Source organism: Streptomyces sp. RLB3-17 (assembly GCF_007113425.2).
Classification (GTDB): domain Bacteria; phylum Actinomycetota; class Actinomycetes; order Streptomycetales; family Streptomycetaceae; genus Streptomyces; species Streptomyces mirabilis_D.
On record NZ_CP041610.2, the window covers coordinates 9,827,520 to 9,848,618 of the forward strand.

The 21,099-nt window shown below is 71.5% G+C and carries 19 protein-coding genes and 2 pseudogenes; 18 read left to right on the forward strand and 3 right to left on the reverse strand.

All coding sequences use genetic code 11. The features are described from left to right. Nucleotides 1-31: 31 nt before the first annotated feature. The 6 genes from FNV62_RS44190 (at nt 32) to fdxA (ending at nt 5,259) form a co-directional block, all read left to right on the forward strand. A complete protein-coding gene (locus FNV62_RS44190; protein ID WP_144316116.1) occupies nt 32-976 on the forward strand; it encodes a DMT family transporter in 945 nt (314 codons plus the stop codon). Next, the gene (locus FNV62_RS44195; protein ID WP_143610095.1) at nt 951-2,261 is read left to right on the forward strand and encodes a KamA family radical SAM protein; all 1,311 of its coding nucleotides are present in this window, start codon (nt 951-953) and stop codon (nt 2,259-2,261) included. The genes FNV62_RS44190 and FNV62_RS44195 overlap by 26 nt, the downstream gene beginning before the upstream one ends. Beyond that, a complete protein-coding gene (locus FNV62_RS44200) occupies nt 2,258-3,106 on the forward strand; it encodes a hypothetical protein (RefSeq protein ID WP_144316117.1) in 849 nt (282 codons plus the stop codon). The genes FNV62_RS44195 and FNV62_RS44200 overlap by 4 nt, the downstream gene beginning before the upstream one ends. An 81-nt stretch (nt 3,107-3,187) precedes the next feature. Further along, nucleotides 3,188-4,390, forward strand: a complete 1,203-nt coding sequence (gene lhgO, locus FNV62_RS44205; RefSeq protein ID WP_144316118.1) for an L-2-hydroxyglutarate oxidase — start codon at nt 3,188-3,190, stop codon at nt 4,388-4,390. A 17-nt stretch (nt 4,391-4,407) separates the two neighbouring features. Next, the gene (locus tag FNV62_RS44210; protein WP_097287395.1) at nt 4,408-4,926 is read left to right on the forward strand and encodes a winged helix-turn-helix domain-containing protein; all 519 of its coding nucleotides are present in this window, start codon (nt 4,408-4,410) and stop codon (nt 4,924-4,926) included. A gap of 12 nt (nt 4,927-4,938) precedes the next feature. After that, nucleotides 4,939-5,259 (forward strand): ferredoxin, encoded by a 321-nt coding sequence (gene fdxA, locus FNV62_RS44215; protein ID WP_054232606.1) that lies wholly within the window; start codon nt 4,939-4,941, stop codon nt 5,257-5,259. Nucleotides 5,260-5,555: 296 nt separating this feature from the next. Here fdxA and FNV62_RS44220 read toward each other — a convergent pair whose 3' ends face one another. Next, on the reverse strand, nt 5,556-6,512 hold the full coding sequence (locus FNV62_RS44220; RefSeq protein ID WP_097287396.1) for a LysR family transcriptional regulator: 957 nt from the start codon (nt 6,510-6,512) through the stop codon (nt 5,556-5,558). Between the two features lie 116 nt (nt 6,513-6,628). Between FNV62_RS44220 and FNV62_RS44225 the strand changes: the two genes are divergently transcribed. The 9 genes from FNV62_RS44225 to FNV62_RS44265 all read left to right on the forward strand — a co-directional run bounded on the left by FNV62_RS44225 (nt 6,629) and on the right by FNV62_RS44265 (nt 15,119). After that, the gene (locus tag FNV62_RS44225; protein ID WP_060897855.1) at nt 6,629-7,501 is read left to right on the forward strand and encodes an FAD binding domain-containing protein; all 873 of its coding nucleotides are present in this window, start codon (nt 6,629-6,631) and stop codon (nt 7,499-7,501) included. A gap of 1 nt (nt 7,502) precedes the next feature. Continuing rightward, nucleotides 7,503-8,030 (forward strand): (2Fe-2S)-binding protein, encoded by a 528-nt coding sequence (locus FNV62_RS44230; protein ID WP_143603890.1) that lies wholly within the window; start codon nt 7,503-7,505, stop codon nt 8,028-8,030. Next, nucleotides 8,027-10,399, forward strand: a complete 2,373-nt coding sequence (locus FNV62_RS44235) for an aerobic carbon-monoxide dehydrogenase large subunit (protein WP_143629269.1) — start codon at nt 8,027-8,029, stop codon at nt 10,397-10,399. The genes FNV62_RS44230 and FNV62_RS44235 overlap by 4 nt, the downstream gene beginning before the upstream one ends. A gap of 10 nt (nt 10,400-10,409) precedes the next feature. Further along, complete coding sequence (locus tag FNV62_RS44240) at nt 10,410-11,336, forward strand: XdhC family protein (protein WP_144316119.1); 927 nt, start codon at nt 10,410-10,412, stop codon at nt 11,334-11,336. Next, on the forward strand, nt 11,329-12,237 hold the full coding sequence (locus tag FNV62_RS44245; protein ID WP_144316120.1) for an AAA family ATPase: 909 nt from the start codon (nt 11,329-11,331) through the stop codon (nt 12,235-12,237). The genes FNV62_RS44240 and FNV62_RS44245 overlap by 8 nt, the downstream gene beginning before the upstream one ends. Then, nucleotides 12,230-13,378 carry a vWA domain-containing protein gene (locus FNV62_RS44250; protein WP_144316121.1) on the forward strand — a complete coding sequence of 383 codons (1,149 nt, stop codon included), beginning with the start codon at nt 12,230-12,232 and terminating at the stop codon, nt 13,376-13,378. Before FNV62_RS44245 ends, FNV62_RS44250 begins: the two co-directional genes overlap by 8 nt. 269 nt (nt 13,379-13,647) lie before the next feature. Further along, a complete protein-coding gene (panD, locus tag FNV62_RS44255) occupies nt 13,648-14,067 on the forward strand; it encodes an aspartate 1-decarboxylase (RefSeq protein WP_054232598.1) in 420 nt (139 codons plus the stop codon). A gap of 60 nt (nt 14,068-14,127) precedes the next feature. After that, nucleotides 14,128-14,472, forward strand: a complete 345-nt coding sequence (locus FNV62_RS44260; protein WP_382149420.1) for a GNAT family N-acetyltransferase — start codon at nt 14,128-14,130, stop codon at nt 14,470-14,472. Next, entirely contained in the window at nt 14,472-15,119 is a 648-nt protein-coding gene (locus FNV62_RS44265; protein ID WP_144316123.1) for an aspartate/glutamate racemase family protein, read from the forward strand. The genes FNV62_RS44260 and FNV62_RS44265 overlap by 1 nt, the downstream gene beginning before the upstream one ends. A 623-nt stretch (nt 15,120-15,742) precedes the next feature. On the opposite strand, the gene gndA is transcribed toward FNV62_RS44265, so the two are convergent. After that, entirely contained in the window at nt 15,743-17,182 is a 1,440-nt protein-coding gene (gene gndA / locus FNV62_RS44270) for an NADP-dependent phosphogluconate dehydrogenase (protein WP_144316124.1), read from the reverse strand. A 356-nt stretch (nt 17,183-17,538) separates the two neighbouring features. Here gndA and FNV62_RS58165 point away from each other — a divergent pair. Together FNV62_RS58165 and FNV62_RS58170 are read left to right on the forward strand one after the other, a co-directional pair. Further along, nucleotides 17,539-17,745: pseudogene (locus FNV62_RS58165) on the forward strand (transglycosylase family protein); the annotation flags it as partial. A 522-nt stretch (nt 17,746-18,267) separates the two neighbouring features. Then, nucleotides 18,268-18,666: pseudogene (locus tag FNV62_RS58170) on the forward strand (M23 family metallopeptidase); the annotation flags it as partial. On the opposite strand, the gene FNV62_RS57260 reads toward FNV62_RS58170, so the two are convergent. Then, nucleotides 18,656-20,095: a DMT family transporter gene (locus FNV62_RS57260; protein ID WP_263986806.1), complete on the reverse strand. Its 1,440-nt coding sequence runs from the start codon at nt 20,093-20,095 to the stop codon at nt 18,656-18,658. The pseudogene FNV62_RS58170 and the gene FNV62_RS57260 overlap by 11 nt on opposite strands. Nucleotides 20,096-20,305: 210 nt before the next feature. Between FNV62_RS57260 and FNV62_RS44285 the strand changes: the two genes are divergently transcribed. Further along, entirely contained in the window at nt 20,306-21,067 is a 762-nt protein-coding gene (locus FNV62_RS44285) for a (2Fe-2S)-binding protein (RefSeq protein ID WP_205523190.1), read from the forward strand. Nucleotides 21,068-21,099 lie beyond the last annotated feature (32 nt).

Consider the following 21,099-nt stretch of genomic DNA (forward strand, 5'->3'; position numbering starts at 1 on the left):
CCCCCCACCTCGGACGGACCCACTCATCCTGATGAAACGCACCCCTTCCGCAGACCTCCAGGGCTTCTCCTACGGCTTCCTGGGCGTCCTCGGGTTCAGCCTCACCCTGCCTGTGACCCGTATGGGGGTGGGTTCCCTCCCGCCCGAACTCGTGGGCCCCGGGCGCGCCCTGCTCGCCGTGATCCCCGCGGTACTCCTACTGCTCCTGTGCCACCGGCCACTGCTGCCGCCGAGACACCAGCTGCGTGCCGTGCTCGTCACCGCCCTGGGCACCGTCATCGGCTTCCCGCTGCTGACCGCGCACGCCCTGCGCACGGTGTCGGCCAGTCATGCCGCCCTGGTGGTCGCCCTGTTGCCGGCCACCACCGCGGTCATGGCCGTGCTCCGGGGCCGGGAACGGCCCTCCGGCAGGTTCTGGGTGTGCTGCGGGCTGGGCACCGCGATCGTCCTCGGCTACCTGTCGCTGGGCTTCGGCGGGGGCCTGCACACCGGCGACGCCGAGCTGCTGGCGGCCGTCGTCGTCTGCTCCCTCGGCTACGCGGAGGGAGGCGTGCTGGCCCGGGACGTGCCGGGCTGGGTGGTCACCTCCTGGTCCCTGGTCGCCGGAACCCCCGTGGCCGCCCTGGTGGTGGTCCTGGCCTGGCCGTCGCAGGGGCCGACCCTGGACGCGCGCGGTGCGGCGGCCTTCGTCTACCTGGCCCTGGGCAGCTCGCTGCTGTCGTTCATCGCCTGGTACCGGGGCCTGTCCACCGGCGGTGTGGCCAAGGTGGGCCAGATTCAGCTCCTGCAGCCGGTACTCACCATGCTCTTCGCGGCCGTTCTGCTCGACGAACCGCTGCGGCCCTCCACCGTACTCGTGGGTCTCGCCGTGGGCGTCGTCGTCCTCGCCGCCCAGCGCACCCGCACCGCAAACAGTGGTGGCCCCGCCACCACCCAAGAAAGGATCGTCCATGACCGTCGTGCAGGGCTTGAGTGACCTGGCAGCCCCCGTGTTCTCCGCCATCACCTCCAACCGCCTCGCCGAACTCGTCGGCCGGGCCGGATTCACGGGCGATCAGGTCACCGCGGTACGAGCCGTGGCCGAGGTGCTGCCGTTCAGGACGAACAGCTACGTCGTCGACGAGCTGATCGACTGGAGCGCGGTGCCGGACGACCCGATCTACCGCCTGGTCTTCCCGCAGGAGGACATGCTGCCGCCCGCGGACGTGGCCCGCATCGCCGACCTGCTGAACAAAGGAGCCGCACCCCGGGAGGTGACGGCCGCCGCGAACGAGGTGCGCCGGAGGCTGAACCCGCACCCGGCCGGCCAGCTGGAGCTGAACATCCCCAGCCACGCGGGCGCGCAGATGCCGGGCGTGCAGCACAAGTACCGCGAGACGGTCCTGTTCTTTCCCAAACAGGGCCAGACCTGCCACTCGTACTGCACCTACTGCTTCCGCTGGGCCCAGTTCATCGGCGACGCCGACCTGAAGATGGCCAGCGGTGACATCGAGCAGCTCAAGCGCTACCTCGCCGACCACCCCGAGGTGAGCAACGTGCTGTTCACCGGCGGCGACCCGATGATCATGCGGGCCGGGGTACTGCGCCGCTATGTCGAACCGCTGCTGGAGCTCGACCAGCTGGACTCCATCCGCATAGGCACCAAGGCGCTCAGCTACTGGCCCTACAAGTTCACCACCGATCCGGACGCCGACGACATGCTGCGGCTCTTCGAGGAGGTGTCACGCTCCGGCAAGGACCTCTCGGTCATGGCCCACTTCTCCCACCCGCGCGAGCTCGAGACCCCGGCTGTCGAGCAGGCGGTGCGGCGGCTGCGCAGCGCGGGGGCGAGCATCCGGACCCAGGCGCCACTGATGCGGTACATCAACGACGACCCCGCCGTCTGGTCCACGATGTGGAGCAAGCAGGTCAGCATGGGCATGGTGCCGTACTACATGTTCATCGAGCGGGACACCGGCCCGCAGGAGTACTTCAAGGTTCCTCTCGCCGACGCCTACGAGATCTTCCGGCGGGCCTACCGGGACGTGAGCGGCCTGTGCCGCACGGTGCGCGGGCCGTCCATGTCCACGACCTCCGGCAAGGTCTGTGTGGACGGCGTCGTGGAGGTCGCCGGGGAGAAGGTGTTCGCCCTGCACTACATCCAGTGCCGCGACGCCGACGCGGTGGGTCGCCCGTTCTTCGCGAAGTTCGACCCCGCCGCGTCCTGGTTCTCGGAGCTGGTCCCGGCCTTCGAGGGGGACTTCCCGGTCGGCATCGCATGACCCGCACGCGCCTCACCTACGCCCACCGCCCCGCTCGGGAGCTGCTGAGGATCGCCGCCGCCGAGGCAGGCGCGTGGTTCCTGGGCCGGATCTCCGGCGTCTTCGCCCTCGGCAGCATGGCCCACGGCGGCTTCGCCCCCGAGGTGAGCGACGTCGACATCGCCCTGGTCTTCGACGAGATACCGGCCGACGCGGCCGAACGCGTCACCGCCCTCGCGGAGCACGTCCGCGCCCTGGTCCCGGCCGAGGCGCGTCCGCTGGCCGACCGGCTGTCGGTCTTCTGGAGTGACTGGCCTCACCTGTGCCGGGGAGAGGGCGCGGGACGTCTCCCGGCGGTCGACCGGGCAGACTTCCTTGAGCACGGTGTTCTGCTCACCGGGCACGACCTGCGGCACCTGTGCCCGCGCCCCGACGATGGTGAACTCGTCGTCGAGAGCGCCCACTTCGCCGCGCGCAAGTTCGGTGCCGAGCCGTACCTGGCGCTGCTGAGGTCGCCGCGGCGGCTGCTCGCGGCCGGCGCCCGGGAAGCGACACGGGCGGTGCTGGTGCCCGCCCGCGTCTGCCGCACCCTGGCCACGGGCGACGTCGTGCGCAGCGACATGGCCGCGTCGTGGTACGCCGCCCAGGGCTTGCCCGCCCACCACCTGGTGACGGCGGCCGCCACCTGGCGGCAGGACGGGTTACCGCTCGACACCGGCGAGGCCGAGCGGCTGCTCGGGCGGCACCTGCCGCTGCTGCACGCACACCTGGCCGAGCGGATCCGGCAGACGCTCGGACCGTCCGCCGGGGCGGACGTCGCCGCGGCCTGTGACCGGCTCACCGCCCTGTCCCGGCCGGTCTCGTAGCGGGACCCCTGGAGGACAGGCGGCGCAGGCTGCCCGTGTCCGGCGGGCGAGAGCCCGTCCCCCACCAACGAGGAGACATCTGTGCAGAGCCACTACGACGTGATCGTGATCGGTGGCGGCATCGTCGGTCTGTCCACCGCGTACGCCATCTCCCGGGCCGCGCCCGGCACTTCCGTGGCCGTACTGGAGAAGGAGCCCGCCGTCGCGCGCCACCAGAGCGGTCGCAACAGCGGTGTGATCCACAGCGGTATCTACTACCGCCCTGGGTCGCTCAAGGCGCGCTTCGCCCTGCAAGGCGCCCAGGAGATGGTGAAGTTCTGCGCCGAGCACGGCATCGCGCACGAGGTCACCGGCAAGTTGATCGTGGCGACCGATGCATCGGAGCTGCCGCGGCTGGCCGACCTGGCCCGGCGCGGCGAGCAGCACGGCGTCCCGGTACGTACGCTCGGCCCCGGGGAGATCGCCGAGCACGAGCCGCACGTACGGGGCCTGGCCGCCCTGCACATCGGCACCACCGGCGTGGCGGACTACCCGGCGGTCGCGCGCAGGCTCGTCGAACTGGCCCGACTCGACGGAGCCGAGGTCCACACCGGCTGCGAGGTGCTCTCCCTCGCCCGCGGGCCGGGCGGCGTCATCGTGCACACCACCGCTGGAGACGTCCGCGCCCGGATGCTGGTCAACTGCGCCGGCCTGCACAGCGACCGGATAGCCCGCATGGCCGGGGACGACCCGGGCGTCCGCATCATCCCCTTCCGCGGCGAGTACTACGAGCTGAAGGAGCGGAGCCGCGACCTGGTCCAAGGGCTGGTGTATCCGGTGCCGGACCCCGCCTTCCCCTTCCTCGGCGTCCATCTCACCCGGGACGTGCACGGCGGGGTCCACGTCGGGCCCAACGCGGTCCCCGCGTCGGCCAGGGAGGGCTACCGGTGGCGGGACTTCCGGGCCCGGGACGCCGTCGAGATCGCCGGCTGGCCGGGGCTGTGGCACATGGCCCGCCGCCACTGGCGCCAGGAGATCGGTGAGTTGTGGCGCTCGGCGTCCAAGGCGGCGTTCACCGCAGCGGTGCGCCGCATGCTCCCCGACGTCACTCGGCACGATCTTCAGCGGGCGCCGGCGGGTGTCCGGGCGCAGGCGGTCCTGGCGGACGGAACCCTCGTGGAAGACTTCCTGTTCACCGGCTCCGGTCCTTTCGTCCATGTCCTGAACGCCCCGTCACCCGCGGCCACCGCGTCGCTGCCCATCGGACGGGAGATCGCCACGCGCGCGTTGAAGGTACTGAGCTGATCCGCTTGGGGGTTGACATGGAGAACTCCGGCCGGCACGTCAAGTTCGTACGATGGCCCGCCGAGGCGAGCATCCGCAACGATCTCCGAAAAGAAGGAATTCCCTGCCTCCTCGTCGTCGAAGGCGGCGCACAGCCGCCGATCTGCACCGACGTGTCGGAGGACTGGATACGGGCGCCGATCTCCCACCAGGACGTGCAGGCCCGGGTCCGGGCGCTGCAGCAACGCACCTACGGGCGCAAGGTTCCAGTGCTCGACTCCACCGGCGTCCTGTATTTCCGGAACAAGACGGTCACCGTCTCCAACGCCCAGGTCGAACTGATGGAGAAGTTCATAGAGCACTACGAGGAGGTCGTCTACCGCGCCGAGTTGGAGCAGCAACTCGCCAAACGAGTCCCCGCGCCCACCCGCAACTCGCTCGACCTGCACATCATGCGCCTGCGGCGCCGCATTTCCATGGTGAACCTCAGCATCCGGACCGTATGGGGACGCGGATACATGCTGGAGCCACAGTTCAGTGAGAAGGCGACCCTCTAGACGGAGTGATCCATGACCTATGTCATCGCCCAGCCCTGCGTCGACGTCAAGGACAAGGCGTGCATCGACGAGTGCCCGGTCGACTGCATCTACGAGGGCCGGAGGTCCTTGTACATCCATCCCGACGAATGCGTCGACTGCGGTGCCTGCGAGCCGGTCTGCCCGGTCGAGGCGATCTTCTACGAGGACGACGTGCCGGGGGAATGGAGGGACTACTACAAGGCCAACGCCGAGTTCTTCGACGACCTGGGCTCCCCGGGCGGCGCCGGCCCGCTCGGCCTGATCGCGCGCGACCATCCCTTCGTCGCCGGCCGGCCGGTCACCGAGGCGTGAGACCGACGACCACCGTGAGCGGAATGTGACGCACCCAGATAACAGCCTTTGACCTGCAAAAACGCGGGCAGGGAGCCTAGGTCCGGGAGTATCTCCATGCTGCGCACCATGTTCAAGTCCAAGATCTGGTATTTGGATGTTTGCGCAGGTCAAGGGCATGGCGGTGCCCGTTCGGGCCAGCAAGGGGTCAGCATGCGTCGTAGCGGTGTCCCCGCTTGCTTTCGACAGACAGCCCGACAGCCCGCCCGCGGCATGGCGTCCTTCTTCAAGGACTGCGGCTGCGCCAGCCTGCTCTCTCACGTGCCCCAGAGCGTGACGTACACCGGGGGCCGGAACCGGGAGGGCGGGACGCCGGCGCCGGGTGCGCGCATGATACGGGTCGCTGCGGGCGTGTGCAGGAAGCGCAGGAACGCGTCGGTGGCCGGGGAACGATGCTCGGGCTGCAGGACGGTGGCGTGCCACGTGGCGTCCGACGGCGTGGCAGGGGTCTCCAGTATGCGCAGCTCGTCACGCCGGATGCGGGGCGACACCAGATGAGCCAACGCTGGTGCCACCCCCGCGCCCTCGGCGGCGGCCGCCCAGGTCGCGGCCTGGTTGGGGAACACCCGCACGTGTCCCTCGGTCACTCCGAGCCGACGCAGCAGCCGCCCGGAGTCCGCGTCCGGATCGGTCCCGGAGGAATCGACCAGCCACGACCACTGCGGCGGCGGACCGGGCGGCCGCGGTGACCCGGCGCCGATCACCACGACCAACCAGGTGCGGAACAGCGGCTCGCTGACCAGTTCGCCCCTGCGGGCGGCGCCAAGACACGGCCCGAGCGCGACGTCGGCCAGCCGGTTCTCCACCAGCACGCGTATCTCGTTGCCTGCGGCCACCCCGAACGAGGTCTCGGTCCTGCGCCCCGAGCGACATGCGAACGCCTCCACGAGCGACGGGAGCACGAACTCGGCCAGCGTGCTCGTGGCGACGACCCGCAGTTCGTCGGGCGCACCCCGGGCCGCCCGCACCGCCGCCTCGGCATCCGCGCTCAGCGCGACCATCCGCGACGCGACCGGGAGCAGCCTCGCCCCGGCGGGCGTCAGACGCATCCCACCACCGCCGGTGCGCCGGATGAGCGGATCGCCGAAGTGGGTGCGCAGCGCGGCGAGCGCCTGTGACACCGCGGACTCGCTCACGTTCAGAGTCCGCGCCGCGGCGCCCACCGAACCGAGCCGGGCAACCAGCACGAAGGTGCTGAGCTGCGTAACGGTCACTATCCGATTTTCTCTCATTTGGGGCGATAAGTGAATGCTTATACACCCATTGCGTGACCAGTGTGGAAGAGCGCAGCATCAATGCAGCAACGGGCACGGCGTCTGAGGAGGGCCCGATGCAGGTACCGGCTGCATTCCAGTACGAGAGGGCCACCAGCCTCGAGCAGGCGATCGAGCTGCTCACCCGGTACGGCCCCGAGGCCCGGGTAGTGGCGGGCGGACACAGCCTGCTGCCGATGATGAAGCTGCGGCTGGCCCAGCCCGAAGCCCTGATCGACATCAACGGCCTCGGCGAGCTGGCGTTGATCCGGGTGGACGGGCACGACCTGGCCGTCGGAGCGATGGTCCGCCACGCGGAGCTGCTCGCCTCGCCGGTTGTCGGCGAACACTTCCCCATCCTGAGGGACGCGGAACGGGTCATCGCCGATCCGCTCGTCCGCAACCGGGGCACCGTGGGCGGCTCGCTGTGCCAGGCCGATCCGTCGGAGGACCTGTCCGCGGCGTTCTCGGCACTGCGGGCGACCCTGGTCGCCCAGGGCCCGGGAGGCAGGCGCACCATCGGGATCAGGGAGTTCTTCCTCGGGCCGTACGAGACCGCGCTGAACGAAGCGGAGCTCCTGGTGGAGATCCGAGTGCCGATTCGTTCGCACGCCAGCGCCTACCGCAAGGTCGAGCGCAGGGTGGGCGACTGGGCGGTCGTCGCCGCGGGAGCGGTGCTGGAGATCTCCGACGGGGTCATCACCGAGGCCGGGATCGGACTGACCGCGGTGGGTGCTCGACGGTTCGTGGCCGAGCAGGCGGAGGACTTCCTGCGCGGCGGCCGGCCGGACGACGAGGGCTTCGCCGAGGCGGGCCGGATCGCCGCGCAGGAGTGCAGGCCGACGGCCGACCAGCGCGGCCCGGTCGACTACAAGCGGCATCTGGCCGGGGAGCTCACCACGCGGGCGCTGCGCGCCGCCGCCGCGCGTGCCCAGGGGCAGGAGGCGTGACATGCGGATCACGGTGACCGTGAACGGCGAGCAGTGCACGAGGGACGTGGAACCCAGGCTGCTGCTCGTGCACTTCCTGCGCGACGAACTCGGACTCACCGGCACCCACTGGGGCTGCGACACCTCCAACTGCGGGGTGTGCGCCGTCTGGCTGGACGGGACGCCGGTCAAGTCCTGCACCGTACTCGCGGTGATGGCCGACGGCCACGAGGTGCGGACCGTCGAGGGCCTGGCGCACGGGGCCGAACTCGACCCGGTGCAACAGGGATTCATCGCCTGCCACGGGCTGCAGTGCGGCTTCTGCACGCCGGGGATGATGATGACGGCACGCTGGCTGCTCGACCACGACGCGGATCCGTCGGAGGAGGACATCCGCGAGGCCATCTCCGGACAGATGTGCCGCTGCACCGGTTACGAGAACATCGTGCGCTCCATCCGCTGGGCCGCCGAGCACGGCGGTGGGGCGCAGACCGCGGACGCAGCCGCGGACACCGAGCCGGCGCCTGGCCGCGAGGAGGTGCGGGCATGACGACCACCGAGGAACGGCCGGTCGGCTTCGGACGGATGCCCCGCAAGGAGGACGCGCGGTTCGTCCGCGGCCACGGGACCTACGTCGACGACGTACGGCTGCCCGGGATGCTGTACGGCGCGATCCTGCGCAGCCCCCTGGCGCACGCCCGGATCGTGTCCGTCGACACCGGCGCCGCCGAGGCGCACCCGAAGGTCAAGGCCGTGATCACCGGGCAGACCCTGGCCGGTCTCGGGCTGGCCTGGATGCCCACGCTCTCGTACGACACGCAGGCGGTGCTCGCCACCGACAAGGTGCGCTTCCAGGGCCAGGAGGTCGCCTTCGTCGTCGCCGAGGACCGGTACGCCGCCCGGGACGCCCTCGAGCTGATCGACGTGGAATACGAACCGCTGCCGCCGGTCGTCGACGCCCGACGGGCGCTCGACCCGGACGCGCCGGTGATCCGCGACGACAAGGAGCATCAGAGCGACAACCACATCTTCGACTGGTCGGCGGGCGACAAGGAGCGAACCGACGAGGTCTTCGCGGCCGCCGACGTCGTGGTGGAGCAGGACATGCTCTACCCGCGGGTGCACCCGGCGCCGCTGGAGACCTGCGGCACCGTGGCCGACATGGACGCCATCACCGGGAAGCTGACGGTGTGGTCCACCACCCAGGCCCCGCACGCCCACCGCACGATCTACGCGATGGTGGCCGGCATCCCGGAGCACAAGATCCGGATCATCTCCCCGGACATCGGGGGCGGCTTCGGCAACAAGGTCGGCATCTACCCCGGTTACGTGTGCGCGGTCGTCGGCTCGATCGTCACCGGCAAGCCGGTGAAGTGGGTGGAGGACCGCTCGGAGAACCTGATGAGCACCTCCTTCGCCCGCGACTACCACATGCACGGCGAGATCGCGGCGACGAACGACGGGAAGATCCTGGGCCTGCGCGTCCATGTCATCGCCGATCACGGCGCGTTCAACGCCACGGCACAGCCGACCCAGTTCCCGGCCGGCTTCTTCGGCGTCTTCACCGGCTCGTACGACCTGGCTGCCGCCCACTGCACCGTGACCGGCGTCTACACCGACAAGGCCCCCGGTGGCGTCGCCTACGCCTGCTCGTTCCGCGTCACCGAGGCCGTCTACCTGGTCGAGCGGATGGTCGACGTGCTCGCGGACAGGCTCGGCACGGACCCGGCGGCGCTGCGGATGCGCAACCTGCTGCGGCCGGGGCAGTTCCCGTACAAGACGCAGACGGGGTGGGAGTACGACTCCGGCGACTACCCGCGCGCCCTGCGGCTGGCCATGGACATCGCGCACTACGAAGACCTGCGCCGGGAGCAGGCCGAAAAGCGCGAGCGCGGCGAGCTGATGGGCATCGGGGTCAGCTTCTTCACCGAGGCCGTCGGCGCCGGCCCGCGGAGGCACATGGACATCCTCGGTCTCGGCATGGCCGACGGCGCCGAGCTGCGCGTGCATCCGACCGGCAAGGCCGTCCTGCGGATCTCCGTGCAGACCCAGGGGCAGGGCCACGAGACGACGTTCGCGCAGATCGTCGCCGAGGAACTGGGCATCCCGCCCGAGGACGTCGACGTGGTGCACGGGGACACCGATCAGACCCCGTTCGGGCTCGGCACCTACGGATCCCGCTCGACGCCGGTGTCCGGAGCCGCGGCCGCGATGGTCGCCCGCAAGGTGCGCGAACGCGCGAAGATCGTCGCCTCCGCGATGCTCGAAGTGAGCCCGGACGACCTGGAGTGGGAGAAGGGCCGCTGGTATGTCACGGGCGACCCCGACCAGGGACGCACCATGACCGAGATCGCGCTCGCCGCACACTCCAACCTGGAGCTGCCCGAGGGCGTCGAGGGCCACCTGGACGCGACGTGCGTCTACAACCCGCCGAACCTCACCTTCCCCTTCGGCGCCTACATTTGCGTCGTCGACGTGGACGCGGACACCGGCCAGGTGAAGGTCCGCAGGTTCATCGCTGTGGACGACTGCGGCAACCGGATCAACCCCATGATCGTCGAGGGTCAGGTGCATGGCGGACTCGCCGACGGCCTCGGCATGGCGCTCATGCAGGTGATCGCCTTCGACGAGGACGGCAACTGTCTCGGCGGGTCGTTCATGGACTACCTCCTGCCCACCTCGGTCGAATGCCCGTCCTGGGAGCTCGGCGAGACCGTCACCCCTTCCCCCCATCACCCCATCGGAGCCAAGGGCGTCGGCGAGTCCGCCACGGTGGGCTCACCTGCCGCGGTGGTCAACGCCGTGGTCGACGCGCTGAAGCCGCTCGGCGTACGCCATGTCGACATGCCGCTGACGCCCGCCGCGGTATGGCGGGCCGCCCAGGGCCGGCCGCTGCGCACCGACCTGGCGATCACCTGAGGCGCCGGCGATGACGAACACCGAACTGCTGAACCGCGCGGACGTGCTCCGGCACGGCCGTACCCCGTTCGTCCTGGCCACCGTCGTCCACGTGGAACGGCCCACGAGCGCCAGGCCCGGGGACAGCGCGCTGGTGCTGCCCGACGGCACCGTCGAGGGATTCGTGGGCGGCACCTGCGCCGAGACCACGGTGCAACTGCAGGGCCTGCGGGTGCTGGAGACCGGAGAGTCGCTGCTGCTGAGGATCACGCCCGCCGCGGACACCGGCGGCGAAGGCGCGCGGGATCCCGTCGAAGGTCTGGTCACGGTGGCCAACCCCTGCCTGTCGGGGGGCACGCTCGACATCTTCCTGGAGGCCAACCTCCCCCCGGCGTTGGCCTACGTCTACGGTCACGCCCCCGTCGCCCGCGCCCTGCTCGACGTCGGTCGTGTGCTCGGCCTCGACGCCCGGCCGGCCTCGCCCGGGGAGCCGCTGCCGCCCGATCTGGACGTCGTCGTCGTCGCCACCCACGGCCGCGACGAGGAGAAGGTACTGATCGAGGCCGCACGATCCGGGGTCCCGTACATCGGGCTGGTGGCCAGTCCCAAGCGTGGCGCGGCGGTGCTCGCCGGGCTGGACATCACCGAGGAACGACGCGCGCGCATCCACACCCCGGCCGGCCTGGACATCGGCGCGCGGACCCCGGCGGAGATCGCGCTGTCGGTGTACGCCGAGATCATCGCACTGCGGCCGCAGGTGGCCCGAGCCGCACGCCCCGCGGCCGGATCCGCCGCGCCGCAGGCCGTGGCCGAGAACGTGGATCCCGTGTGCGGCATGACCGTGGCGATCACGCCCGCCGCCCTCTCACTCGACCTGGCCGCCGGCAGGGTGTACTTCTGCGGGCCGGGGTGCCAGCACGCCTTCGCCGACGACCCCTCCCGGTACGCGCATGCCTGACCTCGACGCCCTCGTACCCGATGTCGCCGCCCTGCGCTCGCGTCTGGGCGCCGTCGGCTACCTGGCCGACGACGCCCTGGCCACGGCGCTGCTGCTGGCCGTGCGCATGCGGCAGCCGATCCTGCTGGAGGGCGAGCCCGGCGTCGGCAAGACCGAGGCGGCCCGCGCGCTCGCCGCCGTGCTCGACACCCCGCTGATCCGGCTGCAGTGCTATGAGGGACTGTCCTCGGCCGAGGCCCTCTACGAGTGGAACTATCCACGGCAACTACTGGCCATCCGGCTGGCCGAGTCACGCGGGGAGCCCCTGCGCGACGCCGACCTGTTCACCGAGGACTATCTGCTGCCACGGCCGCTGCTCGCCGCGATATGCCATCCGGGGCCGCGTCCGGCGGTGTTGCTCATCGACGAGGTGGATCGCGCCGACGACGAGTTCGAGGCGTTCCTGCTGGAACTGCTCGCCGATGCCGCGGTCACCATCCCCGAGCTCGGGACCCGGACGGCCGTGGTGCCGCCGGTGGCCGTACTGACCTCCAACCGCACTCGGGACCTGCACGACGCCCTCAAACGCCGCTGCCTCTACCACTGGATCGACTACCCGGACACCGCACGAGTCGCCGCGATCATCCGCAGACGGCTGCCGGAGTCGGCCCAGTGGCTGGCCACGCAGGTGGCGCGCGGGGTGGCGCGCCTGCGTGCCCGGCAGGAGCTCACCAAGCCGCCCGGCATCGCCGAGGCGATCGACTGGGCCGGCGCGCTGCACGCGCTGGGGCTCTCCGTTCTCGACGCCGACGCCGCCGACCGCACCCTGGGGGCGGTCCTCAAGTACGCCGAGGACCTGGAGGCCGTGCGCCGGGCCGGATTGGCGGAGCTGGTCGACGCCGAGGCCGGGTCCGATGCCTGACCTGCCGGAACTGGCCGCCTCGTTCACCGCAGCCCTGCACGGCGCGGGGATCGCGGTGGGCCCCGACCGTACCCGGAGCTTCGCTCGGGCGCTCACCCTGCTGGCACCGTCGACGACGCGCGAGCTGCGGCACTGCGCGCTCGCCACCCTGGTGTCCGACCCCGAGCAGATCGAACCGTTCGACGCGGTCTTCCGCGAGGTGTTCGGCGGCCCGGTCGACCGCGAAGCACAACGCGGGCAGCCCGGCGACCCGGCCCGATCGTTCAGGGACACCGTTCCCGGCCGCGTCCCCGGCACTCGGAAGGCCACCGGGGACGGACGTGGCCGGGAGGCCGACGCACAGCCGCGGGAGGCTCCCGTACCCCTCGCGGCCAGTCCGCTCGACCGTCTCGCCGGCCGCGACTTCGCGGAGCTGTCCGCCGAGGAACTGGCGCGGCTCTCCGAAGTGATGCGCACCATGGTGCTTCGGACCCCGACCCGGCCGTCCCGTCGGCGCCGCACCGCGCACCACGGTGCGCGCATCGACGTGCGCCGCACCCTCTCCGTCAGCCGGCGCACCGGCGGATACCCGCTGCGGCTACGCCGCTTCGTGCCTCGCGCCCGCCCCCGCGACCTCATCGTGCTCTGCGACATCTCCGGATCGATGGAGCCCTACGCCCGCGCGATGCTCCAACTGCTCTACTGTGCCGCCCGCGCCACTCACGCCGAGGTCTTCACCTTCGCCACCCGCCTCACACGCCTCACGCCCGTCCTTCGGCGGGCCGGGCCGGACGACGCCCTGGCACGGGCGGGCCGGGCGGCCCCGGACTGGTCCGGGGGCACCCGGATAGCGGAGTGCCTGGCGGAGTTCAACGAGCGGTTCGGCCGGCGCGGCATGGCGCACGGCGCCGTGGTCGCCATCATCTCCGACGGCTGGGACACCGGAACGGCCGCCGAGCTCGCCACCCAGATGGCACGGCTGTCCCGAGTCGCCCACCGCGTCGTATGGGTCAACCCGCGCACGGCGAGCCCGCGCTACCGTCCGCTCGTGGCCGGCATGGCCGCGGCACTGCCCTACTGCGACGCCGTCGTCAGCGCCCACAACCTCGCGGCCCTGGGCGACTTCACCGCTGTGCTGTCCGCCCCGCGCCGCCGCCGATGACCCTGCCCGTCCCGTACCGGGCCCTCGAAGGCGCCGCCCTCTGAACCTTCGTCAGTTCATGCTCAGTGACGGGGCTCTCAGTGCGCTCCGGAGTGCCGTTCCGTACCCTGGTTCCGCCTGTCGACCCCGAGGGCGGAGCGGAGCAGTAATCGGTCGGTGTCGATACCTGAACAGCGGGCGGGAAATCAGTGGGAAGCCGGCCGTTGTAGAGTGAAAAACGCCCTTGACCTGCACAAGCAGGCAGGGAGCCGAACAGCAGGAGCACCCAAATGCTGCGCACCATGTTCAAGTCCAAGATCCACCGTGCCACCGTCACCCAGGCCGACCTGCACTACGTCGGATCCGTCACGATCGACGCCGACCTGCTCGACGCCGCGGATCTGCTGCCGGGCGAGCTCGTGCACATCGTCGACATCACCAACGGCGCCCGCCTGGAGACGTACGTCATCGAGGGCGAGCGCGGTTCCGGGGTCGTCGGGATCAACGGAGCGGCGGCCCATCTCGTGCATCCCGGAGATCTGGTGATCATCATCAGTTACGCTCAGGTCTCCGACGCCGAGGCGCGGGCACTGCGGCCGAGGGTCGTGCACGTGGACCACGACAACCGGATCGTGGCCCTCGGCGCCGATCCGTCCGAACCGGTGCCGGGCTCGGACCAGGAGCGCAGCCCGCAGGCGGTCAGCGTCTGAACCCCGGGCCCGGGGCAGCGGCTGAGCAAGCAGATGACCCGAGGACGCGAGGAGTTGCCCATGAGCGACATAGAGATCCGCGACGACCGTGCGGGTGGCCGCCTCGAGGCGATCGCCGGGGGCGAAGTGGTCGGCCACATCGAGTACTTCGTCCTCGAGGCCCCCGCGCGCGCCCTCGTCCCCGTGCACACCATCGTGGAACCCGAGCACGAGGGGAAGGGCATCGCGGGCTCCCTCGCCCGTGAGCTGTACGGAATCGCCGCGCGCGAGGGCATCGTGGTCGCGCCCCTGTGCCCGTACGTCGTGAAGTGGGCGGCGCGCCACCCCGAGGAGGCTCCGGCGGCCGACCCGGAGCTGCTCGGGGCGGCTATGGAGTGGCTCGGGAAACACCCCGGGCGCTTCTGATGAACCGATCGGGTCCGCTCGCCCTGCTGCACACCTCACCCCTGCACATCCCCGTCTTCGACGCGCTGCGCGACGAGGACCACCAGGGGCTGGAACTGCGGCACATGGTGGACGAGGAACTGTTGGCCCGGGCCCGGCGCGAGGGCCCGGCCGCGGTGGCCGGCGAGGTGCGGGCGGCCCTCGACCGGGCCGTCACCGACGGGGCGCGTGCCGTGCTGTGCACCTGCTCGACCATCGGTGCCGTCGCCGAGGAGGCGGGCGCCGGGGTACCCGTGCTCCGGGTGGACCGTCCGATGGCCGCCGCCGCGGTCGCCACGGGCCCCCGTGTGGTGGTCGTCGCGACCTCGGAGAGCACCTTGGAGCCGACGGTCGCCCTCGTCGAGGAGGAGGCCCGCGCCGCCGGGCGCTCCGTACAGGTCCGTACGCTGCTGGTCGACGGGGCCTGGGCGCGTTTCGAGGCGGGCGACACCGACGGGTACGTCCGCAGCGTGGCGACGGCCGCCGACTCGGTCACCGACGCCGACGCGATCGTCCTCGCCCAGGCGTCCATGACCCCGGCCGAGCGGCTGACCACGACCGCGGTCCCGGTACTGTCCAGCCCCCGCCCGGGGCTCGCGGCCGGCGCGGACGCGGTGCGCCTCGGGTAGACGCTCCACGGGTAGCTGCGCCATGGGTGGGCGCGCCACCGGTGGACCGGCCGGGTCCGTCTGGTCCAACTGGTCCGCACGCCCTGCGCGACGGGGTGACTGGGGGAGCGGTGGCCGGGTACGCGTGGGACAAGTCCAGGGCCGACGTATCGACTGGCTGGAGGACGCCATGACGCATCCGAACCCCGATCCGGTGCAACCGGGTCCCACGCCCGGGCCGGGCCCCGACCGCCCGCAGCCCTTCCCGGACCCCCACCCCTTCCCGGACCCGACCCCGGATCCGGGCCCCCACCCCCCACCGAAGCCCACCCCTCCGCCGACCCCGGTGCCGCAGCCGCCGCCGGGGCCCGAGCCGACCCCGCCGAGCCCCGGCCCGGTGCCGCCCGGCCCGAGCCCGGTGCCGCCGGGCCCCGAGCCGGTACCGAACCCCGAACCGGGACCCCCGCTCACGTGAACAGCCGGGCGGACGGGTGAACGGGTGAACGGGTGAACGGCAGAGGCCGTCACGCCCCGGGTTCCAGGGATGTGACGGCCTCGGTGGCGCGGAATACCCGTACGCGGTGTACCCGTACGCCGTGTACCTGTACGCCGTGTACCCGTACGTCTGGTACCCCTACGTCTGCCTACGCCTCGACCTCCGACCGGTCGCCGCCCCACAGCGTGTGGAACGAGCCCTCCCGGTCGACGCGCCGGTAGGTGTGCGCCCCGAAGAAGTCCCGCTGCCCCTGCGTCAGGGCGGCGGGCAGTCGGTCGGCGCGCAGCGCGTCGTAGTAGGCGAGGGCCGCGGAGAAACCGGGTGCGGGCACACCCTGGCGGGTGGCGGCCACCAGGACCTCACGCCAGTCGTCCTGCGCCGCCGCGATCTCCTGCGCGAACGTCTCGTCGGACAGCAGGCTCGGCAGATCGGGCCGGGCGTCGTACGCGGCGCGGATCCGGTCCAGGAACGCCGCCCGGATGATGCAGCCGCCGCGCCAGATCGCGGAGACGGCGCCGAGGTCGATGCCCCAGTCGTACTGGTCGCTGCCCGCGCTGATCTCGTGGAAGCCCTGCGTGTAGGACACGATCTTCGAGGCGTACAGCGCCTGCTCCACGCGGTCCGCGAAGGCCGCCGCCTCGGACTCACCGAGCGGCTTCGCCTGGGGGCCCACGAGCTCCCGGGAGGCGGCGCGCAGATCGGCGTGCCCGGACAGCGAGCGGGCGAAGACCGCCTCCGCGATGCCGGACACCGGAACGCCCAGGTCCAGCGCGATCTGCACGGTCCAGCGTCCCGTGCCCTTCTGCTCCGCGCGGTCCTGGACCACGTCAACGAACGGCTTGCCCGTCGCCGCGTCCACGTGCGACAGGACCTCCGCCGTGATCTCGATCAGGTAGGAGTCGAGCCGACCGGTGTTCCAGGTGCGGAAGATGTCGGCGATCTGCGCGGGGGAGTACCCGGCGACATCGCGCAGCAGCTGGTAGGCCTCGCCGATCAGCTGCATGTCGGCGTACTCGATGCCGTTGTGCACCATCTTCACGAAGTGCCCGGCGCCGTCGGGACCGCAGTGGGTCACGCAGGGAGAGCCGTCCGGCGCCTTCGCGGAGATCTTCTCCAGCATCGGACCGAGCGACGCGTACGACTCCTTCGAGCCGCCCGGCATGATGCTCGGCCCGTTCAGCGCGCCCTCCTCACCGCCGGACACGCCCGTGCCGACGAAGTGGATGCCCTGGCCCCGCAGGTCGCGCTCCCGGCGCCGAGTGTCCTCGAAGTGCGCGTTGCCACCGTCGATGATCATGTCGCCGGGCTCAAGGAGCGGGGCGAACTCCTGGATCACCGCGTCGGTCGGCTCACCGGCCTTCACCATGATCATCAGGCGTCGCGGCCGCTCCAGCGCCTCGACGAACTCCTTCGCGGTCTCCGTCGCCACGAAGTCGCCCTCGTGGCCGAAGTCCTCCACCAGCGCGTGCGTCCGGGCCGCGGTCCTGTTGTGCAGGGCGACCGTGTAGCCGTTGCGGGCGAAGTTACGGGCGAGATTGCGCCCCATGACCGCGAGACCCGTGACGCCGATCTGGGCTGAGTTGCTCATACGGTTGGCTCCTAAGAGATCCGGTTAGAGGTCCTGGTATTGGTCGGTATGAGTCGGTATCGCCGCTGCCGGTGATCCTGTCGTTCCCGTTCATCAGTACTCCTCCGGCCATCCTGACGTGTCGGAGACGTGTACGCAGAAGAACGACCCGCCGCCTTCCCGAGCGAGGGAGCGGCGCCCGGGGCGCACAGCACGGCCGATTGCGCTCTTGTCATGGCCTGTTCGCAGCGCTTACTTTTGCCGCTCCTGACGCATGTCGAGGGGGCTCCCACATGGCCGTACGCGGCCGGCACCGCCGGTATCAGCCGAACAGGATCAACCGCGCCTCACTCACCGTCACGGCGGGCGGCGCCGGAATGGCACTCCCGCTGATCGGCACCGGCGTCGCACACGCGGCCGACGTGGACACCTGGAACAAGGTCGCCGCCTGCGAGTCCACCGACAACTGGAGCATCAACACCGGCAACGGCTACTACGGCGGGCTGCAGTTCACCCAGTCCACCTGGGAGGCGTACGGGGGGCAGGTCTACGCCCCGCGCGCGGATCAGGCCACCAAGGACCAGCAGATCGCCATCGCCGAGAAGGTGCTCAAGGGCCAGGGGCCCGGTGCCTGGCCGGTCTGCTCGGTGCGCGCCGGTCTCACCCGGGGCGGGGACACCCCCGACATCACCCCGGCCGCCGAGCGGACCGGCACCAGGTCCGGTACCTCGCCCCAGACCACCAAGCGCTCCGTGCGCGACGTCCAGCCGCAGACCACACCCCAGTCGCGGGCCGGCACCGCCGAGATGTACACCGTCGTCCACGGCGACACGCTCTCCGGCATCGCGGGATCCCGCCACGTCCAGGGCGGTTGGCAGCGGTTGTACGAAGCGAACCGCAGCACCGTCGGCTCTGACCCGGACCTGATCCTCCCGGGCCAGCGGCTGAACCTGCGGGGCAAGGGCCAGACCCCGGCGCACACCGAGAGCCCCTCGTCCGCGTCGAAGAAGCAGAAGACCCCCGACAAGCCGTCCACGCACAAGACGTCCCCGCACCAGCCCTCCTCGCACAAGACGTCCTCGGACACCGCCAAGAAGACCGACACGCTCGTCGCCCCCGTGCACGCCGCGACCGGCACGCCGTACCGCGCCGCCGGCGCCTCCTGGTCGAAGGGCTACCACACGGGCGTCGACTTCCCGGTGCCCACCGGCACCTCCGTGAAGGCGGTCGCCGAGGGGCAGGTCGTCAGCGCGGGCTGGGGCGGCTCGTTCGGCTACCAGGTGGTGATCCGGCACGCCGACGGCCGCTACACCCAGTACGCCCATCTCTCGGCGATCTCGGTGAAGGACGGGCAGAGCGTGGTGGGCGGCCAGCGCATCGGCCGCTCCGGTTCCACGGGCAACAGCACGGGCCCGCATCTGCACTTCGAGGTGCGGACGGGGCCCGGTTTCGGCACGGACGTCGACCCGGTCGCCTACCTGAGGGCGGGCGGCGTCAGGATCTGACGCGCGTGCGGTGGTGGTCCAGCAGAGGCGTCGCCACTACGTAGGGCCCGCACAGGGGGCCGAAATAGGCCGGCACGGGCGGCGCGTCCTCCTCGGCCGACTCGGGCGAGTCGGCCGGGCCGGGCGCGCTCTCCGCGGCCCCCACCATCGCCGGAGCCGGTACGAAGACATCCTCGCCGCGATCCCCGCCGAGTGCGTTCCCGAGTCCGGCTCCGAATCCGTTTGCGAGCCCGGCGTCGAACGCCTCCCCGAGCCCGGCTCCGAGTCCGCTTCCGAGCCCGGCGTCGAGTCCGCTTCCGAGCCCGACGTCGAATCCGTTCCCGAGCCCGGCGTCGAGTGCGTTCCCGAGCCCCGCGTCGAATTCGTCTCCGAGCTTGGCGTCGAACGACTCCCCGAGCCCCGCGTCGAGTCCCTCCCCGAACCCCGTGCCGAACGCCTCTCCGTGGCCCGTGGCCGGCTCGTGCTCGGGGTCCGGTCCCGTGGACTGCTCGGGCAGCGCCGCGAGCAGCAGCGCCTCCAACGCGGAGTCCGACGTGGCCGCTTCCGGCGCGGGCTCGGTCTCCACGACGGCGGATGCGGCGACCTCCGCGGTGTTCCGCGCACTGCCGATCTGCTCGGTCGTGAGCAGGATCAGCCCGCCCGCCGCCACGACTCCGCAGGCCAGCGCGAGCACGGTGCCCGTCTCGCCGTAGCGGAAGGTCTCGCCGAACATCGTGATGCCGACGGCGGCCGCCACGACGGGGTTGACGACTGTCAGCGTGGCCAGCGGCGCCGCGAGACCGCCGCCCCGGTACGAGGCCTGCGACAGCAGCATCCCGGCCGTCGCGAAGACGCCTATGAGGACGAGGCTCGGCAGGTCGGCGAGCGAGACCTGGTGCGACCAGTCCACCGCGACGGTCTTGGTGAACACCGAGGACATGCTGAAGGCTATGCCGGACCCCACCGCGAGCATCACGCTGCGCACGGCCGGGTGCCGGTGCGCGGCGCGGCCCGCCACCATGAAGGCCGCCACCGCGCCGCCCGACACCACGGCCAGCACCGTGATCTGGGTGTCACTCAGGGACTGCGAGTCGGCCGAGCCGACCAGGGCGAGCAGGACCGCGAGGCCCACCGTGGCCATGATCGCGCCACGCCAGGCGGTCGCCCCGGCCTTGCGGCCGACGAAGACGGCCGCCATGGGGAGCGCGAACACGATGGTCAGCGCGCCCAGCGGCTGCACCAGGCTCAGCGGGCCGTAGGCGAGCGCCACCACGTGCAGCACCCCACCGACGCCGCTCAGGGCGACCGCCGCCCACCAGCCGGGGCGGCGCAACGGCGCGTACGTCTGGTCGGGAGAGGTCAGGGCGACCTGCTCCTGGACGATCGCGCCGCCCGCGTACGCAACGGCGGAGACGAACGAGAGCAGGACGGACAGCGCGAGCGCGCTCATGAGTCCCTCCTCTGCGTGCGGCGGGGACGCTGTGCCCGGCGCGGCGAACGATCGGCCTTCATACCCACTACGATGCCTCGCGCATCCGTTCACGTCGTCGTACCTGAGCAGGCAATGAGTAGTACTGCCGATGGAGTACTACTCGCCCCATGTCCTCCCCTGGGTGGGCGACATGAGAGGGAGACCCTCCGGTGAGAACCCCTAGGGGGCTTGGTACTACTGCTGTTCGTGGAACTCGACCCGGAACTCGTGGCGCTCGGCTCGCTCGGCGGCTTCTTCGTACTACACACCGGCGTACCGCCGCGTGCCCCGCTGCCGACGCTCGCACAGGCGTACGCGTCTCCCCGAGACGATGATCCCAGAGATGTCTGGTCGGATCCTCTGAATTTTCGGGTGCGGAAAGTCGCGGCGAGTCTGCGGGCGCCCGAGCCCCGGATCGCGGTCTCGGTGGCGCAGCAGGGCCTCGCGGCCCGTCTGTGGTCGGTCTCGCTCGGCGCCGCCGCGCTGTACGGGCGGCTGCCGGACCTCGACCCGGGGCTGCTGCGGTGGGATCCGGACGGCAGCGCTCCGGACGACCTGTGGCTGTCCGAGGTACGCGCCCTGCCGGTGGCGGCGATCGGAGAGGTCGTACGGGACGGCCACCTCGCCCCGCTGGCGGCGGCTCTGCACACCCGACACCGCATGTCGGAGGGCTTGTTGTGGGGGAACGCGGGCTCGGCGCTCGCGGGTGCCTGGCGTCAGCTGCACCGCTGGGCCGAGGCCAACGGCCGTACGGACGTGGCCGATCGGGCCCGCGCCCTCGCCGTCGACCTGTTCACGCATCCCGACCTGTCCGCGACCGTCGACCCCCGTACCCTGCGCCGCCGCAGCTGCTGCCTCTACTACCGGCTCCCCGGCGGCGGCCTCTGCGGAGACTGCTGCTTCGACCGCCCGCCGGGCCGGACGCGGGGCGGGACTCCGGGCCGCCGCTGAGCATCGCGGTCTTCCCCAAGCGTCCCTTCTGG